Below are 24,837 nucleotides of genomic sequence, written 5' to 3'. Positions count from 1 at the left end.
TAATCGGGTTCTGCGGATTCGAATTCAGGCATGCGGGCACGCCCGAATCGACCCGCTGAGGGGTTGCTCGCTAGGTAGTGGGTTGGCCGCTCCGGCTGCTGACGATCGCAGTACCCGGTTCAGCGGCTCGGGCCACATTACGCACCTTCCGAGTGCGCGTCAACTTGGGCGGCGCCTCGGGACATGGGCCCGATAGGGGCTCACCGTCGGGTCGTTGGCGATCCAGAAGCGCCAGGGGTGGATGTCCCCGTCGCCTCCGTCGCCGGCCACTCCGGTGCGTGGGCCGTTGCGTACCTGGTCAGAGGTGACGGGGGTGCCGGTCAGTATGCGGAGCGGCGTCTCGCCGCAGGCGCAGGCGTCGGTGCCGTCCAGGGTCCGGTCCACGTCCAGGGCGGTGGCCAGACGGGCGGGACCTTTGGCCAGTTCCTTGTCATTGCGGGCCGAGAGCCGACGGGTGCGGGCCAGCTCGGCGCCCTCGATGATCTCGCCGGCGCGGAGCAGAACGGCGCTCGCCGTGCCGTCCGGGCCGCAGACCAGGTTCATGCAGTGCCACATGCCGTAGGTGAAGTAGACGTACACATGTCCGGGCGGGCCGAACATCACGTCGTTGCGGGGTGTGCGGCCGCGGTAGGCGTGGGAGCCGGGGTCGTTCGGGCCGTCGTAGGCCTCGACCTCTGTCAGGCGCAGCGCGATCGGACCGTCCGGGGTCGTGCGTACGAGGATGCGGCCGAGGAGGTCGGGGGCCACTTCGAGTACGGGCCGGGCGAAGAACTCTCGGGGCAGGGGCGTACGGTCGGGGGTCGCGATCATGCCGTCCGAGGGTAGTGCAGACGGGTGGGTGCGGTGGGGTGGTCAGTGGGCGTTCGTCTTGCCAGGGTGGGGTCCCGGAACCGGCCGCGGCCGGATCGCGTTTGTAGTGATCAGAGACGTAGTGAACGTAGTGATCGAGGGAGAGACATGGCGTTCAAGAAGCTGCTCGCGAGTCTGGGGGCCGGTGGGGCTTCGGTCGAGACGGTGCTGACCGAGGTCAATGTCGTTCCGGGCGGCGTGGTCCAGGGTGAGGTGCGGATCCAGGGCGGGTCCGTGAACCAGCGGATCGAGGCGCTGTCGGTCGGGCTGCAGGCCAAGGTCGAGGTCGAGGGCCAGGACACGGAGTACAAGCAGGACGTCGAGTTCACGAAGGTGCGTCTCGGCGGTGCCTTCGAGCTGCAGGCGAACGCCGTGCACGCGGTGCCGTTCGGGCTGGACATCCCGTGGGAGACGCCGATCACGATGATCGACGGTCAGGCGCTGCGCGGGATGGACATCGGTGTGACCACCGAGCTGGAGATCGCGCGTGCGGTGGACTCCGGTGACCTGGACCCGATCAACGTGCATCCGCTGCCGGCGCAGAAGGCGATCCTGGACGCGTTCATCCAGCTGGGCTTCCGCTTCAAGAACGCGGACATGGAGCGCGGTCACATCCGGGGTACGCGGCAGAAGCTGCCGTTCTACCAGGAGATCGAGTTCCTGCCGCCGCAGCAGTACCGGGGGCTGAACCAGGTCGAGTTGAGCTTCGTGGCCGACCAGCAGGCGATGGACGTGGTGCTGGAGATGGACAAGAAGCCGGGTCTGTTCAGCGAGGGCAGCGACACGTTCCGGTCGTTCCAGGTGGGGCTGCACGACTACCAGGGCACCGACTGGGTGGCGTATCTCAACCAGTGGCTGTCCGAAGTCGGCAGCAAGCGCAACTGGTTCTAGGCTCGGAACCCACTGAACCATCCGATCAGGAGGTATCGAGGTGACCGAGCTCAAGAGGCGGCCGCTCCCCCACGACTTCCATCCGCCGGTGCCGTCGTTCACGGTCACGAGTGAGGACGTGCGGGAGGGTGCGACCCTCAAGGACGCTCAGGTCCACGCGGCCGGCAACACCTCTCCGCAGCTGCGGTGGGAGGGGTTCCCGGCCGAGACCAAGAGTTTCGCGGTGACCTGCTACGACCCGGACGCCCCGACGGGGAGCGGGTTCTGGCACTGGGTGCTGTTCGACATCCCGGTCTCGGTGGCGGAGCTGCCGGCGGGTGCGGGCAGCGGGAAGTTCGAGGGCCTGCCGGAGGGCGCGGTGCACGCGCGCAACGACTACGGCACGAAGGACTTCGGCGGTGCCGCGCCGCCGCCGGGGGACGGGCCGCACCGGTATGTGTTCACGGTGTACGCCGTGGACCAGGAGAAGCTCGGTCCGGACTCGGACGCCAGTCCGGCCGTCGTGGGCTTCAATCTGCGGTTCCACACGCTGGCGCGCGCCCAGCTCATCGGTGAGTACGAGGTGCCTGCCGAAGCCTGACGTTCACCGAACGTTTGCCCGTCTCTGGTCTGGGAGTGATCGGAGGCGGGCATTTTTGTGGCCGGGGGGCTGCGAGGTCAGACCTCGTGGGAGCAGCGGATATTGCGTTGTCCATCTCGGCGTGCACGGCCAGAGTTGATCCCAGCCCGCCAAGGGGTGGGCCGGTGCACACGGGAGGTGGGCTGGTATGCGGGACACGCTGGTACTGAACGCGAGCTTCGAGCCGCTGTCGACGGTGACGTTGAACCGAGCCGTCGTTCTGGTGCTCCAGGACAAGGCCGTCGTCGAGCAGGCCCACCCCGAACTGCGTATGCGCGGAGCCGCGGTCGACATACCGGCGCCCCGGGTCATCAGGTTGTGCAGGTATGTGCGGGTGCCGTTCCGAAGACAAGCGCCGTGGTCGAGGCGGGGTGTGCTGGTGCGGGACCGGCACAGGTGCGCGTACTGCGGGCGTCGGGCGACGACCGTGGACCACGTGGTGCCGCGGTCCCAGGGGGGTCAGGACACCTGGCTGAACACGGTGGCCTCGTGCGCGGAGGACAACCACCGGAAGGCGAATCGGACGCCGGAGGAAGCGGGGATGCCGTTGCTGCGGGCGCCGTTTGAGCCGACGCCGGCCGATGCGATGCTCTTGGCTTTGGCGCAGGACGACTATGAGGCGTTGCCTGAGTGGTTGGCCTCCGCTGCGGCTTAGGGGTCCTTTCAGAAAGCCGGATGCTTGCGGGCGAGGGTCATGCAGTGTGCGAGCTGAAGGAAGGCGTCATGCATGTCGTCTCGGGTTTCCCAGCGGGTCCGTAAGCGGCGAGGGCCGTGGAGCCAGGCGATGGCGGACTCGGCAACCCATCGCGCACGGCCCAGGCCCGAGCCGTGTGGCTGTCCGCGCCGGGCGATCTTCGGGACGATGCCGCGCTCGCGTAGACGGCGGCGGTAGCTGTCGTGGTCGTAGCCACGGTCGGCATACAGCGCGCGGGGCTTGCGCCGGGGCCGGCCCCGCTTGCCCCGCACCGGCGGCACGCCGTCGACCAGCGGCAGGAGCTGCGTGATGTCGTTGCGGTGTCCGCCGGTGTGCGATACCCGCAGCGGGGTGCCGTGCGCGTCGGTCAGCACGTGGTGCTTCGAGCCCGGCCGTGCACGGTCAACCGGACTCGGGCCGACTTTTGGGCTGCTTCGCCCCCGCTTGGCCGGCACGTGCGAGGCGTCAACGGTGACGCGGGAGAAGTCCAGGCGGTCCGCCGCCCGCAGCCGGTCCAGCAGCACCCGCTGGAGTTTCTCCCACACTCCGGCCTCCTGCCATTCGGCCAGCCGACGCCAGCAGGTAGGACCCGAGCCGAACCCCAACTCCTGCGGCAAGTACTCCCATTGGATACCGGTGTACAGGACGAACAGCACGCCCTGGAGCGTCTTGCGGTCATCGATGCGCTTGCGCCCCGGGTACCGGAACCGCCGCTCATGCTTCGGCAGCAGCGGCTCGATCACCGCCCACAGTTCGTCGCTGACCTCCCACGGCTTCCGCCGCGTCATGGTCACCCCCACAAAGCACGGGATCACGTCCATGTCCACCGTGCCACAAGAAGATCTTTCTGCAAGGACCCCTTAGACCGTAGGGCTGGCTGTTGTCCTTTGGCTGCCGGTTCGTTGTGGCTGATCGCGCAGTTCCCCGCCCCCCTGAGAGGTGAGTGCGGGAACCTGCGTTTCTCCGTGCCCCTGGGGCGTGTTTCGAAAGTCCCGTCTGGCCCGCGGCGCCTGGCACGGCGCCTCGCTGCGTTGTCGGGGTCGCCCGCGTACGCCCAGTACGCGGGCGACCCTCCGCCTTGCGATGCACCGCACCAGACGCCGCGGACCCCGTCCTCCGGGCGGACGACGCTACTTTCGAAACACGCCCTAGTCGATCGACGGCCTCTCCCGGCGTTCCGTGCCCGAGCCGGTGCCGTTGCCCGTGGAGTCCGAACCGCCGGGCTTGGGGGCGAAGTTGCCCATCGCGCCGGAGAGGCCCTTGAGGGCGTCGCCGATTTCGCTGGGGACGATCCAGAGCTTGTTGGCGTCGCCTTCGGCGATCTTCGGCAGCATCTGGAGGTACTGGTAGCTGAGCAGCTTCTGGTCCGGGTCGCCGGCGTGGATGGCCTCGAAGACCGTACGGACGGCCTGGGCCTCGCCCTCGGCGCGCAGCGCGGCGGCCTTGGCCTCACCTTCGGCGCGCAGGATCTGGGACTGCTTCTCACCCTCGGCGCGCAGGATCTCGGACTGCCGCACACCTTCGGCCTGGAGGATCGCGGCGCGCTTGTCGCGGTCGGCGCGCATCTGCTTCTCCATGGAGTCCTGGATGGAGGTGGGCGGCTCGATCGCCTTGAGTTCGACGCGGTTGACGCGGATGCCCCACTTGCCGGTGGCCTCGTCGAGGACGCCGCGCAGGGCCGCGTTGATCTCCTCACGGGAGGTGAGGGTGCGCTCCAGGTCCATGCCGCCGATGATGTTGCGCAGGGTGGTGACCGTCAGTTGCTCAATGGCCTGGATGTAGCTGGCGACTTCGTAGGTGGCGGCCCGCGCGTCGGTGACCTGGTAGTAGATGACCGTGTCGATGTTGACGACCAGGTTGTCCTGGGTGATCACCGGCTGCGGCGGGAACGGGACGACCTGTTCGCGCAGGTCGATGCGGTTGCGGATGGTGTCGATGAATGGGACGACGATGTTGAGGCCCGCGTTCAGCGTGCGCGTGTAGCGGCCGAAGCGCTCCACGATGGCGGCGCTGGCCTGTGGGATGACTTGGATCGTCTTGATCAGGGCGATGAAGACCAACACCACCAGAATGATCAGGACGATGATGACCGGTTCCATCGTCGCTCCCCGTACCCTTCTCCGCCTCGGCGCTCTTGGAAGATCTTATGCTTGTCCAAGATCTTGCTGGTCGAGTCTGACAGACCGTCGCGCACCTCGTGGGGTGTTCGGTCACCTTGCGTCGTGCGAGGTCATATGACGATTGCCGTGGCTCCCTCGATGTCCACGACGTCCACTTCCTGGCCTGCCTCATAGCTGCGACCGGCGTCGAGGGCGCGGGCCGACCAGACCTCTCCGGCGAGCTTGATGCGGCCGCCCGAGCCGTCGACGCGTTCCAGTACGACGGCCTGTCTGCCCTTCAACGCGTCAACTCCGGTGGCGAGTTGGGGTTGTTGGGCGCGGTGCCGTTTGGCGATGGGGCGTACCACCGCGATGAGGGCGGTGGAGACGACGGCGAAGACCACGACCTGTAAGACGGCGTCTCCGCCGAAGAGGCCGGCGGTCGCCGAGGCCGCGACGGCGCCCACCGCGAGCATGCCGAGTTCGGGCATCGTGGTGATCACGAGCCCGATGCCGAGCCCGGTAGCCGCGACCAACCACCACACCCACGCGTCGATTTCCACACGGTCATGGTAAGACCGCGGAACGTGCGCGGACAGGGCGCGATCCGGTTTGGAACGGGCTTCTTACCCGTGTCCGCGTGGGGACTTCACCGGTTCAGGACAGCGGCAGGCCCTGGGCGGTCCAGCGGTCGCCGACCTGTTCGACGACGAGCGGGAGGCCGAAGCAGAGGGAGAGGTTGCGGGAGGTGAGTTCGAGCTCCAGCGGGCCGGCGGCGAGGACCTTGCCCTGGCGGATCATGAGGACGTGGGTGAAGCCGGGGGCGATCTCCTCGACGTGGTGGGTGACCATGAGCATCGAGGGGGCGATCGGGTCGCGGGCGAGACGGCCGAGACGGCGTACGAGGTCCTCACGGCCGCCGAGGTCGAGGCCTGCGGCGGGTTCGTCGAGCAGGAGCAGTTCGGGGTCGGTCATCAGGGCGCGGGCGATCAGGGTGCGCTTGCGCTCGCCCTCGGAGAGGGTGCCGAAGTTGCGGTCCAGGTAGTCGGACATGCCGAGGCGGTCGAGGAAGGCGCGGGCGCGCTGCTCGTCGATCTCGTCGTACTCCTCGTGCCAGGCTGCCGTCATGCCGTACGCGGCGGTCAGCACGGTCTGCAGGACCGTCTGGCGCTTGGGGAGCTTGTCGGCCATGGCGATGCCGGCCATGCCGATGCGGGGGCGCAGCTCGAAGACGTCGACCTTGCCGAGGGTCTCGCCGAGGATGGTGGCGGTGCCCTTGCTGGGGAAGAGGTAGCTGGACGCGACATTGAGGAGGGTGGTCTTGCCGGCGCCGTTGGGGCCGAGGATCACCCAGCGCTCGCCCTCCTTGACCGACCAGGAGACCTGGTCCACCAGAGCCCGGCCCTCGCGGACCACGGATACGTCCTGAAGCTCCAGAACATCGCTCATGAGCGCGTTGTCTCCCCTTGCAGTGTGGCCGGTCTCGGCTGTCGCGTACGCCTGTGGCTCGGGGGCCGCACCGGTGGGCGCAGCCCTCAACGAAATCTACGCCACCGGTCGGTCGGTCCATTCCCTCGGCCCGGTACTTAGGGTGGAGGCATGCTTTCGGAACCGCGCTCTGGACGCCTTGCCGCTTGGGGAAATGCCCTTCTTGCCGGACTTGTTTCGCCGGATGACGCCGTGCTCGCCATCGTGGGCGAGGATGCCGTGCACCGGGTGGAGGGGCTGCCGGGTGAGTCGGCGCCCGTCGGGCTCACGCTCGCGCTGGGGCGGCTGCGGGCGCTCGGGGTGACCGGGCTGCGGGTCGCGCTGCCGGCGCCGGGGCACCCGCTGGGGCTGAGCGGGCCGCCGGAGTTCAATGCGCGGGCGCTGGAGGCCGAGGAGGCGGTGATCTGCCACGGGGGTGCGCTGGGGCTGGTTCCCGAGGTGTACGAGGCCGGGCCCGATGGTGATGTGCATGTCGAGGTGGTGTGGCACTGCCTGCCGGTGCGGGAGGCGCCGCCTGCCGATGTGCCGTCGCTCGGGGAGGCGGAGCGGGAGCTGGCGGAGGCGCTCAGGGAGGCGACCGAGGTGCTGACGCGGCTGGATGTGGCCGGGTCGGGACCGGTGGCGGAGGCGGCGATCGATGCGTACCGGGCGCGAGCCGAGCGAGGGCAGGAGCTGCTGGCGCCGGGGTATCCGGGGCGGGCGGTGCGGGTGCTGGAGCTGGCGCAGCGGGTCGGGGTGCTGATCTCGGTGGCGTACGAGAACGGGCACGGGGGTGCGGTGAGCGCCTCGGAGATGGCTGCCCGGGCGGAGGTGCTGCGGCCGGTGGAGCGGACGGCTCGGCGGGCGCAGGTCGCGGCGTACAACTCCGTGGTGGAGGAGCGGGAGCGGGGGATGCGGTGATCGTCGGTTGCCTTGGTGACCGGCTCACATGAAACCGGGGAAGGGCTCCGCGAGTCGCCCATGACTCGCGGAGCCCTTCGGTGGCCGGTCGGCGTCAGGCGGTGGGGACGTGGGTCGGGAGCTTGCCCACGTGGTCCGGGCCGACGGCCGATACGGCGGAGATTCAGCGGTTGATGCCGAGGTTGCCGAAGGCCGGGTTCAGCACACCGACGACGTTCACGCTGTTGCCGACGGCGTTCACCGGAACGTGCACCGGGGCCTGGACGAGGTTGCCCGAGATGACACCCGGCGAGCCCACAGCCTTGCCGGTGGCGTGCGATCCGTCGGTGGCGGAGGCCATACCGGCACCGGCGGCCACCAGACCACCGGCCACCATCGTCACGGCCGCTGCCTTCTTCAGGTTCTTCACTTCGTAAGCCCTTCTGATGCGATTGCCACGGCCAGTCGCCGCAGCACGCACTGAAGAACGCCGGAGCCGCACGGAGGATGCGCCATCCGGGGGACATTCCCACGACGGTATGAATCTCAGCTCGGAACGGAACCCTCCGTATTGCCGTACGGAGTGCTTTTATGCCTGTTTCAGCCAGTCACGCCGTGGCGTACGGCCCACAGGGCGGCCTGCGTGCGGTCCGCCAGATCGAGTTTCATCAGGATGTTCGAGACATGGGTCTTGACGGTCTTCTCGGAGAGGACCAGCGCGCGGGCGATCTCGCGGTTGGAGCGGCCGTCCGCTATCAGGCCGAGCACCTCGCGCTCCCGCTCGGTGAGCGAACCTGGCCTGCCCTGGCCGGAGTTGGCCTCCTCCTGGGACAACAGGGCGCCCGCCACCTCGGGTTGGAGCAGGATGTGCCCGGCGTGCACCGAGCGGATGGCGCCGGCGAGCGCGTCGGGGTCGACGTCCTTGTAGACGTACCCGGCGGCGCCGGCGCGCAGGGCCGGGACCACCGTGCGCTGCTCGGTGAAGCTGGTCACGATGAGCACGCGCGCGGGGTTGCCCAGTTCGCGGAGTCGACGCAGCGCCTCGACGCCGTCCATGCCGGGCATCTTGACGTCCATCAGGACGATGTCGGGCTTCAGTTCCTCGGCGTGGGCGACGCCCTCGGCGCCGTCGGCGGCCTCGCCCACGACCTCGATGTCGTCCTGCACTTCGAGGAACGTGCGCAAGCCCCGGCGGACCACCTGGTGGTCGTCGACGAGCAGCACCCTGATTGCGTCAGCCACCGGGGACCTCCATCTCGATCGTGGTGCCCTTGCCGGGCGCCGACTCCACGGTGAGCGTGCCGCCCACGCCGCCCGCCCGGTCCCGCATGGAGACCAGGCCGAGGTGACGTCCGGCACGACGTATCGCGCGCGGGTCGAAGCCGCCGCCGTCGTCCGTGACGCGCAGGACGGCGCCGCTGCCGCGCCTGGCCAGGGTCACGTCGACCCGGTCGGCCCCGGAGTGCCGCAGGGCGTTGTGCAGGGCCTCCTGGGCGACGCGCAGCAGGGCCTCCTCCTGGGCGGCGGGCAGGGCGCGCACGCCGTGCGCGGTGAACGTCACGCGCGCGGTGTGGGCGCGGTCCAGGACCTGCGTCTGGGTGCGCAGGGTGGCGACGAGGCCGTCCTCGTCGAGGGCCGCAGGGCGCAACTCGACGACGGCGGCGCGCAGTTCATCGGCGGCCTCGGCGGCGAGCGCGGCCACCTGCTGCAGTTCGCCCTTGGCGCGCGCCGGGTCGCGGTCGATGAGGGCGGTGGCGGCCTGGGCGGTCAGGCGCAGGGAGAAGAGCTTCTGGCTGACCGCGTCGTGCAGCTCGTGGGCCAGGCGGGAGCGCTCCTCGGCGATGGTGAGCTCGCGGCTGCGTTCGTAGAGCCGGGCGTTGGTGAGGGCGATCGCGGCGTGCTGGGCGAGGATGGACAGCAGTTCCTCGTCGTCGGCGGTGAAGCCGCAGGTGCCCTCGGGCTTCGGACAGTTCTTGTTGGCCAGGAAGAGGGCGCCGATCACCTCGTCGCCGTCACGGATGGGCAGGCCCAGGAAGTCGGCCAGGTCGGGGTGGGCGGAGGGCCAGCCCTCGAAGCGGGGGTCCGCGCGGACGTCGGCCAGGCGCTGCGGCTTCGCGTCCCGGAGCATCGCGGCGAGGATGCCGTGCTGGCGGGGCAGCGGGCCGATGGCCTTCCACTGGGCGTCGCTGACCCCGTCGACCACGAACTGCGCGAAGCCGCCGTGGTCGTCCGGCACGCCCAGCGCGGCGTACTGCGCGTCGAGCAGCTCGCGGGCCGAGGCGACGATCGTCTTGAGGACGTCACGCACCTCCAGATGCCTGCTCATGGCCAGCAGCGCGGAGCTCACCGCGGCGAGGCCGGACCGGGGACCTTGACTCATGGCTTCCACGCTACCGGCGGGGTGTGACAGCGCGGATCGGACCGGTGACGGCAGCCGCCTAGGCCGCTGGGCCTAGTCCCGAGGTCGTGGACCTGCGGCTTAGGTCGAAGGGACCCGTCGCTTTGCGGCCCGCGTCCGAGGCGGGGCGAGGTCGGCGGTTCCTAGGTTGAGGGCAGCCGATCAAGCGGTGTCGAGGACGAGGGGAACGTGTCATGCCGGTAGCGATCATCACGGGGGCGTCGAAAGGGCTGGGGCGGGCGCTGGCCGAGGCCTTGGCCGCGCGCGGGTGGGACCTGGTGCTGGACGCCAGGGGCGAGCGGGCGCTGAAGGAGACGGCGGCGGCGCTCGCGGCGCACGGGACGCGGGTGGAGGCCCTCTCCGGGGATGTCACGGACGCCGGGCACCGGGCCGAGCTGGTGGCAGCGGCCTGGAAGCTGGGCGGTGTCGATCTGCTGGTGAGCAACGCCAGCGCGCTGGGCGCCGAACCCCTCGTACGGCTGGACCAGCTGCCCCTGGACGGGCTGCGGCGGGCGCTGGAGGTGAACGTGGTGGCCGCGCTGGGCCTGGTACAGGAGGCGCTGCCGCTGCTGCGGGCGTCCCAGCGGGCCGCGGTGATCGCGGTCAGCTCGGACGCGGCGGCCGAGGCGTACGAGACGTGGGGCGGCTATGGGGCGTCGAAGGCGGCCCTGGACCAGCTCGCGGCGGTGCTCGCGACGGAGGAGCCCGGGCTGCGGGTCTGGGCGGTCGACCCCGGGGACATGGCGACGGAGCTGTATGCGGCGGCCGTACCGGAGGACGACGATCCGCGGCCGGAGCCGGCGAGTGTGGTGTCGGCGTTCCTGCGGCTGCTGGACGAGCGGCCGGCGAGCGGCCGCTACGGGGCGCCGGCCCTGCTGGAGGGGACGCGATGACGTCGGCTGTCGGCGTCACGGAGCCCGTCCGGGAGTGGGGGAAGGTCCCTCAGGAGCTGTCCGCGCGCGTGCCGGCCGAGCAGCGCGGGCCGGGGCTGGACCGGGATGCCGTACGGCTGCTGGTGTCGCGTGGGACTGAGGTCTCGCACCACGCGTTCGCGGAGCTGCCGCGGCTGCTGCGGGCGGGTGATCTGCTGGTCGTGAACACCTCTCCGACGCTGGCGGCGGCGGTGGACGGGTGGATCGGGCACGCGCGCGTGGTGGTGCATTTCTCGACGCGCGGCGATGACGGACGGTGGGCCGTCGAGCTGCGGGATCCGGATGAGAAGGGCACCACGCGCGCGCGTGCGGGCGGTCCGGCGGGTACGGAGGTGCGGTTGCCCGGGGATGTGCGGCTGGTGCTGGAGGAGCCGCTGAGTGCGCGGGGCGAGCGTTTGTGGTGGGCCCGGGCGGCCGGGGAGGGGGTGCGCGAGCTGCTGGGTGCGTACGGGCGGCCCATTCGCTACTCCTACACGGAGCGGGATCAGCCGCTGTCCGTGTACCAGACGGTGTTCGCGCTGCCGCCGGCCGACGGGGCGGGCAGTGCGGAGATGCCGAGTGCGGCCCGGCCCTTCACGCATCGGATGGTGGCGGAGCTGGTGAGCAGGGGTGTGCAGTTCGCACCGATCACGCTGCACACCGGGGTGGCCTCGGCGGAGGCGCACGAGCCGCCGTACCCCGAGCGGTTCGCGGTGCCGGAGGCGTCGGCGCGGGTCATCAACGCGGTGCGGGCCGGGGACGGAAGGGTGATCGCGGTGGGTACGACGGCCGTACGCGCCGTGGAGTCCGCCGCGGGCCCCGACGGGGTGGTCCGGGCGGCCGAGGGGTGGACGGACCTCGTGGTCACTCCGGAGCGCGGGGTGCGGGTGGTGGACGGGCTGCTGACCGGGCTGCACGAGCCGGAGGCCTCGCATCTGCTGATGCTGGAGGCGGTGGCCGGCGCGGCGGCGATCGATCGGGGGTACGAGGAGGCGCTGCGGCACCGCTACCTGTGGCACGAGTTCGGGGACGTGCATCTCCTCCTTCCGGAGGAGAGCGGTCACACTGTGCATTGCGCCAGCAACTGCTGGTGAGACTGTTACGTCGCCGATGTGAGGCCGCGCATAGGGCGCAGATCACGTACGAAGGGCCATAGGAGACAAAGAGACCCGGAGCGAGCGGGAAAGACGTTCTGGTCTGTCCTGATTTGCCCCTACCTGATCCACTACCCGGGATCGTAGGTCACACCTTTGCCAGTGGTTTTTGCGGCCGCTAAGAATGGCTGCCGTCGCTCAGCGCCGCGGGTTGTCTGCCCGCGGCGTTCGTGCGGGAAGCACCTGTCCCCCGCCGGACGTGAGCGACCTCCGCGCTATTCGAAGAGGTCCATCAGCCATGCCCAAGAACAAGATCGCCCTCGCCGGTGCCGCCGCGCTCGGCGCCGCCGCCCTCGCGTTCTCCACGGTGCCCGCGGGCGGACAGACCACGACCGCCGAGGCCGCCGCCCCCGCGCAGGTCGCCTACAGCTCCGAGCCGATCAAGGACGTCAAGGCCGAGGTCACCGACCAGCTCGCCGGTGCCAGCCTGAAGATCGAGGCCATCGCGGCGCAGAAGAAGGCCGCCGCCGAAGCCGCCGCGAAGAAGAAGGCCGCCGCCGAGAAGAAGGCCGCCGCGCAGGCCGCCGCCGAGAAGATGGCGGAGCTGCGGCGCGAGGCGAAGGCCGCCGCGAACCGGTCCGTCGAGCGCATCGAGTTCCAGACGGTTGCGGCGAAGACGGTCGCCGCGAAGAAGTCCTACGGCAACAACCTCGACGGCTGGATCCGCGAGGCGCTGTCCATCATGAAGGCCCAGGGCATCCCGGGTACCTACAACGGCCTGCACCGCAACATCATGCGGGAGTCCTCGGGCAACCCGAACGCGATCAACAACTGGGACATCAACGCCCGGAACGGCATCCCGTCCAAGGGCCTGCTCCAGGTGATCCCGCCGACCTTCAAGGCGTACCACGTGCCGGGCACCTCCTGGAACATCTACGACCCGGTCGCCAACATCACCGCCGCCGCCAACTACGCGGCCGACCGGTACGGCTCGATCGACAACGTCTTCAGCGCGTACTGAGGTCGCGTACTCAAGGTGACGAACGGCGCGTGCTGAGGCGGGCGCGGACCTCTGTGCGCCGTACGCCGAAGGGCGGCACCCTCCTGACGGGGTGCCGCCCTTCGCGTCGTACGCATCGTGATTACTTCCGCATGACCTCGGGCTCGTGGCGGCGCAGGAAGCGGGCCACGAAGATGCCGCAGATCACGCCGAGCGCGAGCAGGGCGACCATGTCCATGGTCCACGCCCCGACCGTGTGCTCCCACAGGGGGTCGGTGTCGGCGCCCTCCTGGGGCGGGCTGATCTTGTTGAAGTCCAGCGTGGCGCCGGCCGCGGCGACCGCCCAGCGGGACGGCATCAGATACGAGAACTGGTTGACGCCGACCGTGCCGTTCAGGGCGAACAGGCAGCCCGTGAACACGACCTGGATGATCGCGAACATGACCAGCAGCGGCATGGTCTTCTCGGCCGTCTTCACCAGCGACGAGATGATCAGGCCGAACATCATCGAGGTGAAGCCGAGCGCCATGATCGGCAGGGACAGCTCGACCATCGTGGCGCTGCCCAGGATCAGGCCCTCCTCCGGCAGCTCCCGGCTGGAGAAGCCGATCACACCGACCAGCAGGCCCTGGAACACGGTGATCATGCCCAGCACGAACACCTTGGACATCAGGTACGCCGAGCGGGACAGGCCGGTCGCGCGCTCCCGCTCGTAGATGACCCGTTCCTTGATCAGCTCACGGACCGAGTTGGCGGCACCGGCGAAGCAGGCGCCGACCGCGAGGATCAGCAGGACGGTGGTGGCCGTGCCGTTGGGGATGATCCGGCCGGTCCGCGGGTTGGGATCGTTGGGCAGCAGGCCGTTGTCCGGCTCGATGAGCAGGCTCACCGCGCCGAGGACGGCCGGCAGGATCACCATCAGGGCGAGGAAGCCCTTGTCGGAGGCGATCACCGAGACGTAGCGGCGCACCAGCGTGACCCACTGGGACATCCAGCCCTGCGGCTTGGGCGGCTTCATCGCCTGCATGGCCGGCATCTGTACGGCCTGCGGGGCGACGGCGTCGATGTCCGCGGCGTACATCTGGTAGTGCTGCGAGCCCTTCCAGCGGCCCGCCCAGTCGTAGTCGCGGTAGTTCTCGAAGGCGGAGAAGACGTCGGCCCAGGTGTCGTAGCCGAAGAAGTTCAGCGCCTCCTCGGGCGGGCCGAAGTAGGCGACCGAGCCACCCGGGGCCATCACCAGGAGCTTGTCACACAGTGCCAGCTCGGCCACGGAGTGGGTGACCACGAGGACCGTACGGCCGTCGTCGGCGAGGCCGCGCAGCAGCTGCATGACGTCGCGGTCCATGCCCGGGTCGAGGCCGGAGGTCGGCTCGTCGAGGAAGATCAGCGACGGCTTGGTCAGCAGCTCCAGGGCGACGGACACCCGCTTGCGCTGGCCGCCGGACAGGGAGGTGACCTTCTTGTCCTTGTGGATGTCGAGCTTGAGCTCGCGCAGCACCTCGTCGATGCGGGCCTCGCGCTCGGCGGCCGTGGTGTCGGCGGGGAAGCGCAGCTTGGCCGCGTACTTGAGGGCCTTCTTGACGGTCAGCTCCTTGTGCAGGATGTCGTCCTGCGGGACCAGACCGATGCGCTGGCGCAGCTCGGCGAACTGCTTGTACAGGTTCCGGTTGTCGTACAGGACTTCGCCCTGGTTGGCGGGCCGGTACCCGGTGAGCGCCTTCAGCAGGGTCGACTTGCCGGAGCCGGACGGGCCGATGACCGCGATCAGCGACTTCTCCGGGACGCCGAAGGAGACGTCCTTGAGGATCTGCTTGCCGCCGTCGACCGTGACGGTCAGGTGGCGGGCGGAGAAGGACACCTCACCGGTGTCGACGAACTCCTCGAGGCGGTCGCCGACGATCCGGAACGTCGAGTGGCCGACGCCCACGATGTCGGTCGGGCCGAGCAGTTGGGAGCCGCCCTTGGCGATCGGCTGACCGTTGACGTACGTGCCGTTGTGCGAGCCGAGGTCCCGGATCTCCATACGGCCGTCGGGCGTGGCGTGGAACTCGGCGTGATGGCGCGAAACTTGCAGGTCGGAGACGACCAGGTCGTTCTCCAGGGCACGGCCGATACGCATCACGCGGCCGAGCGAGAACTGGTGGAACGTGGTCGGGCTGCGGTCGCCGTAGACCGGTGGTGCCCCCGCCGCACCGCCGGGCACCTTCTGCGCGTACTGCTCGGCCGGGCCCTGCTGCTGCGGGAACGGCTGGGCGGGCTGCTGCCGGCCCGCTTGAGGGGCCTGCTGCTGCGGCGCCTGCTGGGACCAGCCCGGATTCGCGCCCTGCGCGGCGAACGGCTGCTGCTGCGGCTGGCCCTGTGGCGCGACGGTGGCCGCGGCGCCCGACAGGCTCAGCAGCGGTCCGTCGGTCGCGTTGCCGAGGTGGACGGCCGAGCCGGGGCCGATCTCCAACTGATGGATCCGCTGGCCGTGCACGAACGTGCCATTGGTGCTGCCATGGTCCTCGATGACCCAACTACGGCCGTTGAAACTGACCGTGGCGTGCCGCCAGGAGACCCTGGCGTCGTCGAACACGATGTCGCCCTGCGGATCGCGTCCGAGTGTGTAAGCCCTGGACGGGTCGAGCGTCCAGGTTTGTCCATTGGTTTGCAGTACGAGTTCCGGCACTCCATGCCCCACTGAGTTGTCCCCCGAATTACCCCCGTCGCAGGGAGTCTAGGGATGTCGAACATCGGGGGGAACTATTTCAGGAGCGGCCCCTTGACCGAAAGTCGGGCCTTGTGAAGACCGCGTACGGGCGCAATCCCGTGCGCCGTTGACGGGGTTGAAACCGGCGCGGAGAGTGGTAATCCCACGCGAGGGGGACAAGCGCGGCGGCGACGCCGCGCCGCGGATCCGGGGGGTCTGCCGTGAGCGTCGAGAAGGCCGGGTACGGCACGAGGCTGCCGTGGGTCGACATCCTGCTGTCCGCGATCGCCTCCGTGAGCTGGGCGTTGATCGGGATGGCGGGTACGGCGGCGCTCGGACTGCGGCTGCTGGAGGCGGACTCGGCCGGTTCACTGGGGCCGATGACCGCGGCGGTGGTGGCCCTTGGGGCGGGTGGTTCGGTGACGCCGTCCGGCGATGTGTCCGCTTTCGGGCTGACCGGCGCGGAGGCCGGCACGGCCGTCGAGATCACGCCATTGGGCGTGAGCCTGGTCGGCGCCCTTCTCCTGTCCTGGTTCTTTCTACGATCCCTGCGTGCGGCGGGAGTTGTGGTCTCGGCGGCCGAACTCCTCGCGCGCGCGGGCGCGGTGGTCATGCTGTTCGTGGCGACGCTGGGCGGGCTGGCATGGGCCGGGCACGACGTCATCACCATCGACGGGGGCGCGCTCGGCCTCGACGACCTGCCCGGCGGTTCGGGCTCCGGGGGCATCGAGATACCCGGACTGGGTGACGTCGGGGACATCGGGGGGCTGCTGCCCGACCGGGTCGGCGACCTGATCGACGCGGAGGCGGCGGTGGGCTTCAGCGTCGACACGGCGCCCACGCTGCTCGGCGGGCTGGGCTGGGCCACCGGAGTGCTGCTGATCGCGCTGCTGGCTTCCCGCCGCACTCCCCTGCCGCGCGGCTGGGAGGCGGTGCACCGGGTCGTACGGCCGGCCGTGTCCGCGCTGGTCGCGGTGCTCCTGGTGGCGGTGGTGGCGGGGCTCGCGGCGGCGGCGTACGCGGCGATCGGCGACGACCGTCCCCGGCGGATCGCGGGGGCGGCGTTGCTGGGCGCGCCGAACGGGGTGTGGCTGGGCGTTCCCATCGGCCTGTTCGTGCCGTGGCACGGTCAGGCGTCGGGGGTGCTCACCCGATTCCTGCCGGATCCGCTGGACGACCTGCTGGTCGACTCGGACCAGCCGGTGACGCTCGGGCGGCTGGCGGAGCTGGACGGGCGGGTGTGGCTGCTGGTGGTGGCGGCGGTGCTCATGATGCTGCTGGCGGGGTTGTTGCAGGCGGTGCGCACTCCGGTGGGGGTGCGGGCGCCGGTGGGGGCTGGTGCCGGGGGCGTACGGGGTTCGGGTGCCCTCGGCTTTGCCGGGCGGTGTGCGCTGCGGCTGGGGGTTGTGACCGCGTTGGCGTTGCCGTTGCTCGGGTGGCTGGCGGAGGTGTCCGTGGATGCCTCGCTGTCCGTGCTGGGGTTCGACGCGTTCGGGGCGGGGATCGAGCTGCGCGGGCCCCTCGGGATGGCGCTGCTGCTGGGCGCGCTGTGGGGCACGGGAGCGGGGGCCGTCGGGGCGCTGCTGGCGTACGCGAGTGGAGCGGCGGGGCGGAGGGTGGCGCCGCTGGCACTCAGTGACGTGGCGGTGGGGGTGGGGGTGCCGGGGTATGCGGGGACCTCTGGGCCGTATGTGCCGAGTACGCCGTACCGGCCGCCGAACCCGGACACCAATCCGTACCTGCGGCTGCCGGACGGGGTGCGGGAGCCGGAGGATGCTCGGCCGCCTAGTGGGGCCGATGGGGTGGCTGGGGGCGGGGATGTACGGGGGCCGGGGAGCGGGGGCGTACGGCCACCTGGGCAGGCGCGTGAGTACGACGCGCTATGGGCACCGGGGCGGGCGCGCGGGCACGACGGGCCACGGGCACCGGGGCGGGCACCCGAGCACGACGCGCCACGGCCACCCGGACGGACACCCGAGCACGACATGCCACGACCGCCCGGACAAGCACCCGAGCACGACACGCCACGACCGCCCGGACAGGCACCCAAGCACGACGGGCCACGGCCGCCGGGGCGGGCGCCGAGGGGCGGTGTGTACGACGCTCCGACCGTCGCCCGGCCGTTCGAGCCGCCGCCTCCGCCAGGGCCGCGGGGGACGCCGGGGGCCCCGTCGTCCGGAAGGCGACCGTCGGATTCCTCCTCACCGCCGGACGGCCCGCCGCCTCCTGGGTCCCCGCCGGAGCCGCCACCTCCGGGCCCTCCACCGCCGGGGCGGCCGAAGCGTGGCCGGTGAGGCGGGTCGTGGGGGCGAAGCCGTGGTCGACCTGTCAGGCGTTCGCCACCGGAGCGACATCCAGGGTTATTGAGTGTTCCGTGTCCGCCAGGCGGACCTCGGGGGCGATCGGCACTCCGTGCCGGTTACCGTTGGAACACCATGAGCGCTTCGCAGACCTCTGACGCCCCGACTCTCCTTGTCAAGATCTTCGGCAGGGACAGGCCGGGCATCACGGCCGGACTCTTCGACACCCTCGCCGCCTACTCCGTCGACGTGGTCGACATCGAGCAGGTCGTGACGCGAGGCCGGATGGTGCTGTGCGCGCTCGTGACCGAGCCGCCCCAGGACCTGGAGGGCGAGCTGCGAGCGACCGTCCACAGCTGGGCGGAGTCGATGAAGATGCAGGCCGAGATCATCTCCGGGCACGGCGACAACCGGCCGCGCGGTCATGGCCGGTCCCTGGTGACGGTGCTCGGGCATCCGCTCACCGCCGAGGCGACGGCCGCGATCACCGGGCGGATCACCAAGGCCGGCGGCAACATCGACCGTATCTTCCGGCTCGCCAAGTACCCGGTGACGGCGGTCGAGTTCGCGGTGTCCGGCGTGGAGACCGAGCCGCTGCGCACCGCTCTGGTGACGGACGCTGCGGCACTCGGCGTGGACGTGGCGGTCGTGGCGGCGGGACTGCACCGGCGCGCTCAGCGTCTGGTCGTGATGGACGTGGACTCGACCCTCATCCAGGACGAGGTGATCGAGCTCTTCGCCGCCCATGCCGGGTGCGAGAAGGAGGTCGCCGAGGTGACGGCGGCAGCGATGCGCGGGGAGCTGGACTTCGAGCAGTCGCTGCACGCGCGCGTGGCGCTGCTGAAGGGGCTGGACGCGTCGGTGGTGGACAAGGTGCGCAGCGAGGTACGGCTGACGCCGGGTGCGCGCACGCTGATCCGCACGCTGAAACGACTCGGCTACCAAGTGGGCGTCGTCTCGGGCGGGTTCACCCAGGTCACCGACGACCTCAAGGAGCGGCTGGGTCTCGACTTCGCGCAGGCCAACACGCTGGAGATCGTCGACGGCAGGCTGACCGGCAGGGTCACCGGCGAGATCGTCGACCGGGCGGGCAAGGCGCGGCTGCTGCGCCGGTTCGCCGCGGAGGCGGGCGTACCGCTGTCGCAGACGGTGGCGATCGGCGACGGCGCCAATGATCTCGACATGCTGAACTCGGCTGGTCTCGGGGTCGCCTTCAACGCCAAGCCGGTGGTGCGCGAGGCGGCGCACACCGCGGTGAACGTGCCGTTCCTGGACACGGTCCTCTATCTGCTCGGGGTCACCCGCGAGGAGGTCGAGGCGGCGGACGCGCACCAGGACGACTGAGCCTTCCTGCGCTGTCCTCCCCACGCTCGGACCCGAAGGGCCCGGCACCCTGTGGTGTGCCGGGCCCCTGGTGTGCGCGGTGGGTCACTCGGACGGGGCCCAGTAGTCCAGCAGGGTGGCCACGCCCGGTTCCAGGGACTTCCATGAGCCGGTGAAGGACAGCACGGCGAACGCTGCGGCCGGGAAGCCGCGGCGGCTCATCCGCTCGCGGGCGTCGCCGTCGGCCGAGCCGGACAGCACCTCGGCGAGGCCCTGCACGCCGGGGTTGTGGCCGATCAAGAGGACGTTCTGCGCGTCGTCGGGAGTCTCGTTGAGCACGGCGATCAGCTCGCCGGGCGAGGCCTCGTAGATCCGCTCCTCATAGACGGTCTTCGGCCGCTGCGGGAACTCCTGGACGGCGAGCTTCCAGGTCTCTCGGGTCCGGGTCGCGGTGGAGCAGAGGGCCAGGTCGAAGGGGATGCCGGAGTCGGCCAGCTTGCGTCCGGCGACAGCGGCGTCCTTGCGGCCCCGCTCGGCGAGCGGCCGCTCATGGTCGTTCACCTGTGGCCAGTCGGCTTTCGCATGCCGGAAGAGGACAATCCTGCGGGGTTCAGCGACGCTCATGAGATCCAGCTTCGCATGAAACAGGCCATGGGGCGCAGGGAGTTGACGGGCGGCTTGGGGCGTGCTCAGCGCGATATCAGCTGATGGGCGCGCTCGACGAGGTGGGCGATCGCCGGCTCGCCGCTCGCCGCGTGGGCCTCGGAGGGGTTCAGAATCAGCGCCAGCAGGACGACGAAGGCGAGCGTCGGCAGGGCGAGGGCCCACCAGGGCAGGCGGCTGTCGACGCGGCCCGTGGTCGCCGGGCGGGGCCGGGTGTGCGTGCTGGCCGACATGCTGCCTCCGTGGGTCCGTCCTCGATGGTGGTGGCCCGCGTCCCGTGGCCACGTTTCGAAGCTACGGAATCAAGAGCCGCCAACCCATCCGGTGATCCACCCACTTGACCCTGACCCTCGCCCCCTAGGGGATGGGGGGGGCTAGCCCCACCAAGGCCCGCAAGGCAGCGGGGAAGCCGTCACGGCGCGGCGATGGACGCGATGATGGCGATGATCACGAAGATGGCGAGGAACGAGCCGAAGACGAGCAGCATCTTCTTCTGGCCGTTGCGGGGGTTCGGGTCGAGCACTGGCATACCGCAAGTCTCCCACCCCGCGCCCGCGCCGGATCCGCGGGGGTCAGGGAGCTGCCTCGTCCTCCACCGTGCGGTTGCGGCCCGCCAGCAGGCCCACCGCCATCTGGGGGACCATCAGCGCGGCCATCAGGGCGAGCGGCACGCCCCAGCCGCCGCTGTGCTGGTAGAGGACGCCCACCAGCAGCGGCCCGGGGATGGAGATCAGATACCCGGTGCTCTGCGCGAACGCCGACAGCTGGGCGACGCCCACGCCGGTGCGCGCACGCATCCCGACCATCGTGAGGGCCAGCGGGAAGGCGCAGTTGGAGACGCCGAGCAGCACGGCCCAGGCCCAGGCGCCCCCGGCCGGCGCGAAGTAGAGCCCGGCGTATCCGGCGAGTCCGCAGACGCCCAGCGCGAGCGCGATCGGGCCCTGCTGGAGCAGCCGGGTGGCCAGGCGCGGGATGACGAAGGCCAGCGGCACGCCCATCACCATGGTGACGGCGAGGAGCAGTCCTGCCGTGCCCGCGGGGACGCCCGCGTCGCGGAAGATCTGCGCCATCCAGCCCATCGTGATGTACGCGGCGGTGGCCTGGAGCCCGAAGAAGACGGCGAGCGCCCAGGCGGTACGGCTCCGGGTGATCCGCAGCGCGGGAGCCGAGGCGGCCTCCTCGCGCGCGTGCGGCTCACGTCCGGGCGTCTGTGCAGCGGAGGCCGGGCCCTCGTCCCGTACGCCCCCTCGGTCCCGTACGAACGTAAGCCACGGCAGCACGGCCGCGGCCGCCAGGGCCGCCCACACGGCGAGGCCCGACTGCCAACTGCCGCCCAACGCCTCCGTCATGGGCACGGTCACCGCGGCCGCGAGGGAGGTGCCGAGGGCGAGCGCCATCGAGTACAGGCCGGTCATGGAGCCGACCCGGTCCGGGAACCAGCGCTTGACGATGACCGGCATCAGCACGTTGCTGACCGCGATGCCCATCAGGGCGAGGGCGCTGGCGGCCAGGAACCCGGCCGTGCCGCCCGTGTACGGCCGTATGAGCAGGCCCGCGGTGATGGCCGCCATGCCGGCGCAGACCACCGCGCCCGACCCGAAGCGGCGGGCCAATCGCGGTGCCATGACGCCGAAGACGGCGAAGCAGAGCGGCGGCACGGAGGTGAGCAGTCCGGCCACGCTGCCGCTCATGCCGAGCCCGTCGCGGACCTCCTCCAGGAGCGCGCCGAGGCTGGTGATGGCGGGGCGGAGGTTCAGGGCTGACAGCACGATGCCGACGACGACCAGTCGCGTGGTCCACGCGCGCGGGGGCGACGTCCCGGCCGCCGTACGGCTCCCCGCGCGTGTGGGCGAGGCTTCCGTCGCGCTCCGCGGCTCGTCCGTGGCCGTACTGCGGATGTCGGGGTGGTGCTGCGTCCGGGTTTCCTCGCCTGCCATGCTGCCCATCATAGAATCATGGGATGATTGGTTGTCCATCCCGGTGCGGTCCGCGGCCGGCGTTCCCGTGCGAAGGTGAGCCATGCCTCTGAGCCATCCCCGCCGTTCGGCGCTGTCCGAGCAGGTCATCGCCGAGCTGCGCAACCAGATCGCGTCGGGGGAATGGCCGGTCGGTTCCCGCATCCCGACGGAGCCCGAGCTGGTCGAGCAGCTCGGGGTCGCCCGCAACACCGTCCGCGAGGCCGTCCGGGCGCTGGCGCACAACGGCCTGCTGGACATCCGCCAGGGCTCCGGCACGTACGTCGTGGCCACCAGTGAGCTGGCCGGCGTGATGCACCGCCGCTTCGCCGGCGCCGACCCCCGGCACATCGCCGAGCTGCGTTCCACGCTGGAGTCGGCCGCCGCGAAGCTGGCCGCCGAGCGGCGCACCGAGAAGGACCTCAAGCAGCTCGACGCGCTGCTGCTGCGGCGGGAGGAGGCCTGGGAATCGGGTGACGCGGAGGCGTTCGTCGCGGCGGACACCACCTTCCACCTGGCCGTCGTGGCCGCCTCCCACAACGACGTGATGACCGCGATGTACGCCGACCTGGGCGAGGTGCTGCGGGACTGGCTGCGCGAGGACGTCGGCGAGGAGCTGACCCCGGAGACGTACATGGACCACGGCCGGCTGCTGGACGCCATCCGCGCGGGGGACGCCGGGACGGCGGCGACGGAGGCGGCGAGCTATCCGTTCCAGTGCCGCCCGGGCCGGTTCAGCTCCCCCGGTTCTGGTGGCTGATCCACACCGAGCGGACTTCCTTCCAGCAGCGGCCCGTCAGGCGCACGGTCATCGCGGGCTCGGTGTCCACGGGCGCGCTGTCGGTGTCCAGGTCCCACCACCGGTCGCACTCGATGTGCAGGCGGACACGGTCGACGTCCACATAGGGGTTGTGGCAGTGGGCGACCACATGGGAGCCCTCGATCCGGGTGCGGCACGCCGCCCCGAACGGCGGCGGAGCCTTCGCATCCCCAGCCCCCGCGCGCGTGTGCGGCATCGCGTCGTACGGCGCGGACAGGACGAGGGCCACGGCGACGGTCACTGAGGCCAGGCAGCGGTACAGGCGCACAAGGGGGACCTCCTCGGCCGTGCTGGGGAGGGACGCGTGGGGAACGCGTACTCCAGGGTGCCCAGTCGCCCCCTGTCCCGCCCGGCCGGATAGGCCGAACGGGGGACACGCCAAGGCCCGCACCCAGCCGGATGCGGGCCCTTGATGAGCGGTGATCAGGCGATCAGCAGGTGATCGATCGATCAGGCGCCGATGGCGTGCAGACCGCCGTCCACGTGGATGATCTCGCCGGTGGTCTTCGGGAACCAGTCGCTCAGCAGGGCGACGATGCCGCGGCCGGCCGGCTCCGGGTCCTGCAGGTCCCACTCCAGCGGGGAACGGGTGTCCCAGACGGCGGCCAGGTCGCTGAAGCCCGGGATGGACTTGGCGGCCATCGAGCCGAGCGGGCCCGCCGAGATGAGGTTGCAGCGGATGTTCTGCTTGCCCAGGTCGCGCGCGATGTAGCGGCTGGTGGCCTCCAGGGCGGCCTTGGCCGGGCCCATCCAGTCGTACTGCGGCCAGGCGAACTGGGCGTCGAAGGTGAGGCCGACGACCGAGCCGCCGTTCTGCATCAGCGGCAGGCAGGCCATGGTGAGCGACTTCAGGGAGTACGCCGAGACGTGCATGGCCGTGGCGACCGACTCGAACGGCGTGTTGAGGAAGTTGCCGCCGAGCGCATCCTGCGGCGCGAAGCCGATGGAGTGGACGACGCCGTCCAGACCGCCGAGTTCCTCGCCGACGACGTCGGCCAGGCGCCCGAGGTGCTCGTCGTTGGTGACGTCGAGCTCGATGACCTTGGTGGGCTTGGGGAGCTTCTTGGCGATGCGCTCGGTCAGCGTGGGCCGCGGGAACGCGGTGAGGATGACCTCGGCGCCCTGCTCCTGGGCCAGCTTCGCGGCGTGGAAGGCGATGGAGGCCTCCGTCAGCACACCGGTGATCAGGATGCGCTTGCCCTCGAGAATTCCGCTCATGGTGATCAGTGACCCATTCCCAGTCCGCCGTCTACGGGGATGACGGCTCCAGTGATGTACGAGGCGTCGTCCGAGGCGAGGAACCGCACCGTCGCGGCGATCTCCTCGGGCCGCGCGTACCGGCCGAGCGGCACCTGCGACACGATGTTCGCGCGCTGCTCGTCGGTCAGCGCCTGCGTCATGTCGGTGTCGACGAAGCCCGGCGCGACGACGTTGAAGGTGATGTTGCGCGAGCCCAGCTCACGGGCGAGGGAGCGCGCGAAGCCGACCAGCGCGGCCTTGGAGGCGGCGTAGTTCGCCTGCCCCGCCGAGCCGAGCAGCCCGACCACTGACGAGATCAGGACGACCCGGCCCTTCTTGGCGCGCAGCATGCCGCGGTTGGCGCGCTTGACGACCCGGAAGGTGCCGGTGAGGTTGGTGTCGATGACCGAGGTGAAGTCGTCCTCGGACATCCGCATCAGGAGCTGGTCCTTGGTGATGCCGGCGTTGGCGATCAGGACCTCGACGGGGCCGTGCTCGGCCTCGATCTCCTTGTAGGCCTGCTCCACCTGTTCGGGGTCGGTGATGTCGCACTTGACGGCGAGGCAGCCCAATTCCGTCAGGGCGGCCGGCGGCTCACCCGAGCGGTAAGTGATCGCGACCTTTTCACCGGCGTCGGCGAAAGCGCGGGCGATGGCGAGGCCGATGCCCCGGTTGCCTCCGGTGACGAGAACCGAGCGGCTCAACGGATCACCCTTTCGATAGCGGTCTGGTACCCCGCCCGAGCACCCGTGGACAGCAGCGATGACAGGCGGCTTCACCGAAAACCTATCGGTCCGCCCGCGCCACGGGACATTCGGGCACCGACAGTGGCGCGGGGGCGCCGCTGTCGAATCCCTACAGAATGCGCGTACGGCGGACTGAAACATGTGGTCCGCTAGACCGCTCCCGCGACATGATCGGACCCG

At 70.6% G+C, this 24,837-nt stretch carries 26 protein-coding genes; 10 read left to right on the top strand and 16 right to left on the bottom strand.

Annotation, left to right across the window (positions count from 1 at the left end; genetic code table 11):
• Positions 1–159: 159 nt before the first annotated feature.
• Entirely contained in the window at positions 160–810 is a 651-nt protein-coding gene (locus tag HJD23_RS33485) for a DNA-3-methyladenine glycosylase (protein WP_171110456.1), read from the bottom strand.
• Between the two features lie 147 nt (positions 811–957).
• Here HJD23_RS33485 and HJD23_RS33480 point away from each other — a divergent pair, with 147 nt between their 5' ends.
• From HJD23_RS33480 to HJD23_RS33470, 3 genes are all read left to right on the top strand, one after another.
• Positions 958–1,740 (top strand): sporulation protein, encoded by a 783-nt coding sequence (locus HJD23_RS33480; RefSeq protein WP_171110457.1) that lies wholly within the window; start codon positions 958–960, stop codon positions 1,738–1,740.
• 40 nt (positions 1,741–1,780) lie between these two features.
• A complete protein-coding gene (locus tag HJD23_RS33475) occupies positions 1,781–2,320 on the top strand; it encodes a YbhB/YbcL family Raf kinase inhibitor-like protein (protein ID WP_171110458.1) in 540 nt (179 codons plus the stop codon).
• A gap of 187 nt (positions 2,321–2,507) precedes the next feature.
• Entirely contained in the window at positions 2,508–3,014 is a 507-nt protein-coding gene (locus HJD23_RS33470; protein ID WP_171110459.1) for an HNH endonuclease, read from the top strand.
• Positions 3,015–3,022: 8 nt separating this feature from the next.
• Here HJD23_RS33470 and HJD23_RS33465 read toward each other — a convergent pair whose 3' ends face one another.
• The 4 genes from HJD23_RS33465 to HJD23_RS33450 form a co-directional block, all read right to left on the bottom strand.
• Positions 3,023–3,841 carry an IS5 family transposase gene (locus tag HJD23_RS33465; RefSeq protein WP_171133996.1) on the bottom strand — a complete coding sequence of 273 codons (819 nt, stop codon included), beginning with the start codon at positions 3,839–3,841 and terminating at the stop codon, positions 3,023–3,025.
• 360 nt (positions 3,842–4,201) lie between these two features.
• Positions 4,202–5,152, bottom strand: a complete 951-nt coding sequence (locus tag HJD23_RS33460; protein ID WP_171110105.1) for an SPFH domain-containing protein — start codon at positions 5,150–5,152, stop codon at positions 4,202–4,204.
• Between the two features lie 131 nt (positions 5,153–5,283).
• Positions 5,284–5,715 (bottom strand): NfeD family protein, encoded by a 432-nt coding sequence (locus HJD23_RS33455; RefSeq protein ID WP_171110106.1) that lies wholly within the window; start codon positions 5,713–5,715, stop codon positions 5,284–5,286.
• A gap of 94 nt (positions 5,716–5,809) precedes the next feature.
• Positions 5,810–6,601 (bottom strand): ABC transporter ATP-binding protein, encoded by a 792-nt coding sequence (locus HJD23_RS33450; protein WP_171110107.1) that lies wholly within the window; start codon positions 6,599–6,601, stop codon positions 5,810–5,812.
• Between the two features lie 150 nt (positions 6,602–6,751).
• On the opposite strand from HJD23_RS33450, the gene HJD23_RS33445 reads away from it, so the two are divergent.
• The gene (locus HJD23_RS33445) at positions 6,752–7,540 is read left to right on the top strand and encodes a hypothetical protein (RefSeq protein ID WP_171110108.1); all 789 of its coding nucleotides are present in this window, start codon (positions 6,752–6,754) and stop codon (positions 7,538–7,540) included.
• Positions 7,541–7,703: 163 nt separating this feature from the next.
• Here the strand turns inward: HJD23_RS33445 and chpE are convergent, their stop codons facing one another.
• The 3 genes from chpE to HJD23_RS33430 all read right to left on the bottom strand — a co-directional run bounded on the left by chpE (position 7,704) and on the right by HJD23_RS33430 (position 9,899).
• Positions 7,704–7,949, bottom strand: a complete 246-nt coding sequence (gene chpE, locus HJD23_RS33440) for a chaplin ChpE (protein WP_141309151.1) — start codon at positions 7,947–7,949, stop codon at positions 7,704–7,706.
• Positions 7,950–8,119: 170 nt separating this feature from the next.
• The gene (locus HJD23_RS33435; RefSeq protein ID WP_171110109.1) at positions 8,120–8,761 is read right to left on the bottom strand and encodes a response regulator transcription factor; all 642 of its coding nucleotides are present in this window, start codon (positions 8,759–8,761) and stop codon (positions 8,120–8,122) included.
• The gene (locus HJD23_RS33430) at positions 8,754–9,899 is read right to left on the bottom strand and encodes a GAF domain-containing sensor histidine kinase (protein WP_171110110.1); all 1,146 of its coding nucleotides are present in this window, start codon (positions 9,897–9,899) and stop codon (positions 8,754–8,756) included. The genes HJD23_RS33435 and HJD23_RS33430 overlap by 8 nt, the downstream gene beginning before the upstream one ends.
• Positions 9,900–10,111: 212 nt before the next feature.
• On the opposite strand from HJD23_RS33430, the gene HJD23_RS33425 reads away from it, so the two are divergent.
• From HJD23_RS33425 to HJD23_RS33415, 3 genes are all read left to right on the top strand, one after another.
• A complete protein-coding gene (locus HJD23_RS33425; protein WP_171110111.1) occupies positions 10,112–10,810 on the top strand; it encodes an SDR family oxidoreductase in 699 nt (232 codons plus the stop codon).
• Entirely contained in the window at positions 10,807–11,922 is a 1,116-nt protein-coding gene (locus HJD23_RS33420) for an S-adenosylmethionine:tRNA ribosyltransferase-isomerase (RefSeq protein WP_171110112.1), read from the top strand. The genes HJD23_RS33425 and HJD23_RS33420 overlap by 4 nt, the downstream gene beginning before the upstream one ends.
• Before the next feature lie 298 nt (positions 11,923–12,220).
• The gene (locus HJD23_RS33415; protein WP_171110113.1) at positions 12,221–12,943 is read left to right on the top strand and encodes a transglycosylase SLT domain-containing protein; all 723 of its coding nucleotides are present in this window, start codon (positions 12,221–12,223) and stop codon (positions 12,941–12,943) included.
• A 121-nt stretch (positions 12,944–13,064) separates the two neighbouring features.
• On the opposite strand, the gene HJD23_RS33410 is transcribed toward HJD23_RS33415, so the two are convergent.
• Positions 13,065–15,590: an FHA domain-containing protein gene (locus tag HJD23_RS33410; protein WP_171111690.1), complete on the bottom strand. Its 2,526-nt coding sequence runs from the start codon at positions 15,588–15,590 to the stop codon at positions 13,065–13,067.
• Between the two features lie 335 nt (positions 15,591–15,925).
• On the opposite strand from HJD23_RS33410, the gene HJD23_RS33405 reads away from it, so the two are divergent.
• Both HJD23_RS33405 and serB read left to right on the top strand, forming a co-directional pair.
• Positions 15,926–17,905, top strand: a complete 1,980-nt coding sequence (locus HJD23_RS33405; protein WP_240981007.1) for a streptophobe family protein — start codon at positions 15,926–15,928, stop codon at positions 17,903–17,905.
• A gap of 141 nt (positions 17,906–18,046) precedes the next feature.
• Positions 18,047–19,255, top strand: coding sequence for a phosphoserine phosphatase SerB (gene serB / locus HJD23_RS33400; RefSeq protein ID WP_171110114.1), 1,209 nt, complete (start codon positions 18,047–18,049; stop codon positions 19,253–19,255).
• A gap of 84 nt (positions 19,256–19,339) precedes the next feature.
• Here the strand turns inward: serB and HJD23_RS33395 are convergent, their stop codons facing one another.
• The 4 genes from HJD23_RS33395 to HJD23_RS33385 form a co-directional block, all read right to left on the bottom strand.
• A complete protein-coding gene (locus tag HJD23_RS33395; RefSeq protein ID WP_171110115.1) occupies positions 19,340–19,858 on the bottom strand; it encodes a histidine phosphatase family protein in 519 nt (172 codons plus the stop codon).
• 65 nt (positions 19,859–19,923) lie between these two features.
• The gene (locus HJD23_RS33390; protein ID WP_141309131.1) at positions 19,924–20,130 is read right to left on the bottom strand and encodes a hypothetical protein; all 207 of its coding nucleotides are present in this window, start codon (positions 20,128–20,130) and stop codon (positions 19,924–19,926) included.
• Positions 20,131–20,309: 179 nt separating this feature from the next.
• Positions 20,310–20,426 carry an SGM_5486 family transporter-associated protein gene (locus tag HJD23_RS44780; protein ID WP_141309129.1) on the bottom strand — a complete coding sequence of 39 codons (117 nt, stop codon included), beginning with the start codon at positions 20,424–20,426 and terminating at the stop codon, positions 20,310–20,312.
• Positions 20,427–20,469: 43 nt separating this feature from the next.
• The gene (locus tag HJD23_RS33385; RefSeq protein WP_171110116.1) at positions 20,470–21,846 is read right to left on the bottom strand and encodes a CynX/NimT family MFS transporter; all 1,377 of its coding nucleotides are present in this window, start codon (positions 21,844–21,846) and stop codon (positions 20,470–20,472) included.
• 70 nt (positions 21,847–21,916) lie between these two features.
• Between HJD23_RS33385 and HJD23_RS33380 the strand changes: the two genes are divergently transcribed.
• Complete coding sequence (locus HJD23_RS33380) at positions 21,917–22,612, top strand: FadR/GntR family transcriptional regulator (RefSeq protein WP_171110117.1); 696 nt, start codon at positions 21,917–21,919, stop codon at positions 22,610–22,612.
• On the opposite strand, the gene HJD23_RS33375 is transcribed toward HJD23_RS33380, so the two are convergent.
• The 3 genes from HJD23_RS33375 to fabG form a co-directional block, all read right to left on the bottom strand.
• The gene (locus HJD23_RS33375) at positions 22,587–22,940 is read right to left on the bottom strand and encodes a hypothetical protein (protein ID WP_171110118.1); all 354 of its coding nucleotides are present in this window, start codon (positions 22,938–22,940) and stop codon (positions 22,587–22,589) included. The two genes, HJD23_RS33380 and HJD23_RS33375, sit on opposite strands and share 26 nt — an antisense overlap.
• A 182-nt stretch (positions 22,941–23,122) precedes the next feature.
• Positions 23,123–23,890 (bottom strand): enoyl-ACP reductase FabI, encoded by a 768-nt coding sequence (fabI, locus tag HJD23_RS33370; protein WP_171110119.1) that lies wholly within the window; start codon positions 23,888–23,890, stop codon positions 23,123–23,125.
• Between the two features lie 5 nt (positions 23,891–23,895).
• Positions 23,896–24,615 (bottom strand): 3-oxoacyl-[acyl-carrier-protein] reductase, encoded by a 720-nt coding sequence (fabG, locus tag HJD23_RS33365; protein ID WP_171110120.1) that lies wholly within the window; start codon positions 24,613–24,615, stop codon positions 23,896–23,898.
• Positions 24,616–24,837: the final 222 nt, after the last annotated feature.

The sequence above is a fragment of the Streptomyces sp. Z423-1 genome, from assembly GCF_013009255.1.
GTDB classification, from domain to species: domain Bacteria; phylum Actinomycetota; class Actinomycetes; order Streptomycetales; family Streptomycetaceae; genus Streptomyces; species Streptomyces gossypiisoli.
The sequence above is the reverse complement of the archived record's forward strand: the minus strand, read 5'-3'. Positions and strand labels throughout refer to the sequence as shown.

What these genes read in the sequence shown, in the direction of transcription:
- HJD23_RS33485 (WP_171110456.1), bottom strand. Translation starts at nt 810, where the DNA reads ATGATCGCGACCCCCGACCGTACGCCCCTGCCCCGAGAGTTCTTCGCC.
- HJD23_RS33480 (WP_171110457.1), top strand. Translation starts at nt 958, where the DNA reads ATGGCGTTCAAGAAGCTGCTCGCGAGTCTGGGGGCCGGTGGGGCTTCG.
- HJD23_RS33470 (WP_171110459.1), top strand. Translation starts at nt 2,508, where the DNA reads ATGCGGGACACGCTGGTACTGAACGCGAGCTTCGAGCCGCTGTCGACG.
- HJD23_RS33465 (WP_171133996.1), bottom strand. Translation starts at nt 3,841, where the DNA reads ATGACGCGGCGGAAGCCGTGGGAGGTCAGCGACGAACTGTGGGCGGTG.
- HJD23_RS33460 (WP_171110105.1), bottom strand. Translation starts at nt 5,152, where the DNA reads ATGGAACCGGTCATCATCGTCCTGATCATTCTGGTGGTGTTGGTCTTC.
- HJD23_RS33450 (WP_171110107.1), bottom strand. Translation starts at nt 6,601, where the DNA reads ATGAGCGATGTTCTGGAGCTTCAGGACGTATCCGTGGTCCGCGAGGGC.
- HJD23_RS33445 (WP_171110108.1), top strand. Translation starts at nt 6,752, where the DNA reads ATGCTTTCGGAACCGCGCTCTGGACGCCTTGCCGCTTGGGGAAATGCC.
- HJD23_RS33430 (WP_171110110.1), bottom strand. Translation starts at nt 9,899, where the DNA reads ATGAGTCAAGGTCCCCGGTCCGGCCTCGCCGCGGTGAGCTCCGCGCTG.
- HJD23_RS33425 (WP_171110111.1), top strand. Translation starts at nt 10,112, where the DNA reads ATGCCGGTAGCGATCATCACGGGGGCGTCGAAAGGGCTGGGGCGGGCG.
- HJD23_RS33420 (WP_171110112.1), top strand. Translation starts at nt 10,807, where the DNA reads ATGACGTCGGCTGTCGGCGTCACGGAGCCCGTCCGGGAGTGGGGGAAG.
- HJD23_RS33415 (WP_171110113.1), top strand. Translation starts at nt 12,221, where the DNA reads ATGCCCAAGAACAAGATCGCCCTCGCCGGTGCCGCCGCGCTCGGCGCC.
- HJD23_RS33405 (WP_240981007.1), top strand. Translation starts at nt 15,926, where the DNA reads ATGGCGGGTACGGCGGCGCTCGGACTGCGGCTGCTGGAGGCGGACTCG.
- serB (WP_171110114.1), top strand. Translation starts at nt 18,047, where the DNA reads ATGAGCGCTTCGCAGACCTCTGACGCCCCGACTCTCCTTGTCAAGATC.
- HJD23_RS33395 (WP_171110115.1), bottom strand. Translation starts at nt 19,858, where the DNA reads ATGAGCGTCGCTGAACCCCGCAGGATTGTCCTCTTCCGGCATGCGAAA.
- HJD23_RS33390 (WP_141309131.1), bottom strand. Translation starts at nt 20,130, where the DNA reads ATGTCGGCCAGCACGCACACCCGGCCCCGCCCGGCGACCACGGGCCGC.
- HJD23_RS44780 (WP_141309129.1), bottom strand. Translation starts at nt 20,426, where the DNA reads ATGCCAGTGCTCGACCCGAACCCCCGCAACGGCCAGAAGAAGATGCTG.
- HJD23_RS33385 (WP_171110116.1), bottom strand. Translation starts at nt 21,846, where the DNA reads ATGATGGGCAGCATGGCAGGCGAGGAAACCCGGACGCAGCACCACCCC.
- HJD23_RS33380 (WP_171110117.1), top strand. Translation starts at nt 21,917, where the DNA reads ATGCCTCTGAGCCATCCCCGCCGTTCGGCGCTGTCCGAGCAGGTCATC.
- fabI (WP_171110119.1), bottom strand. Translation starts at nt 23,890, where the DNA reads ATGAGCGGAATTCTCGAGGGCAAGCGCATCCTGATCACCGGTGTGCTG.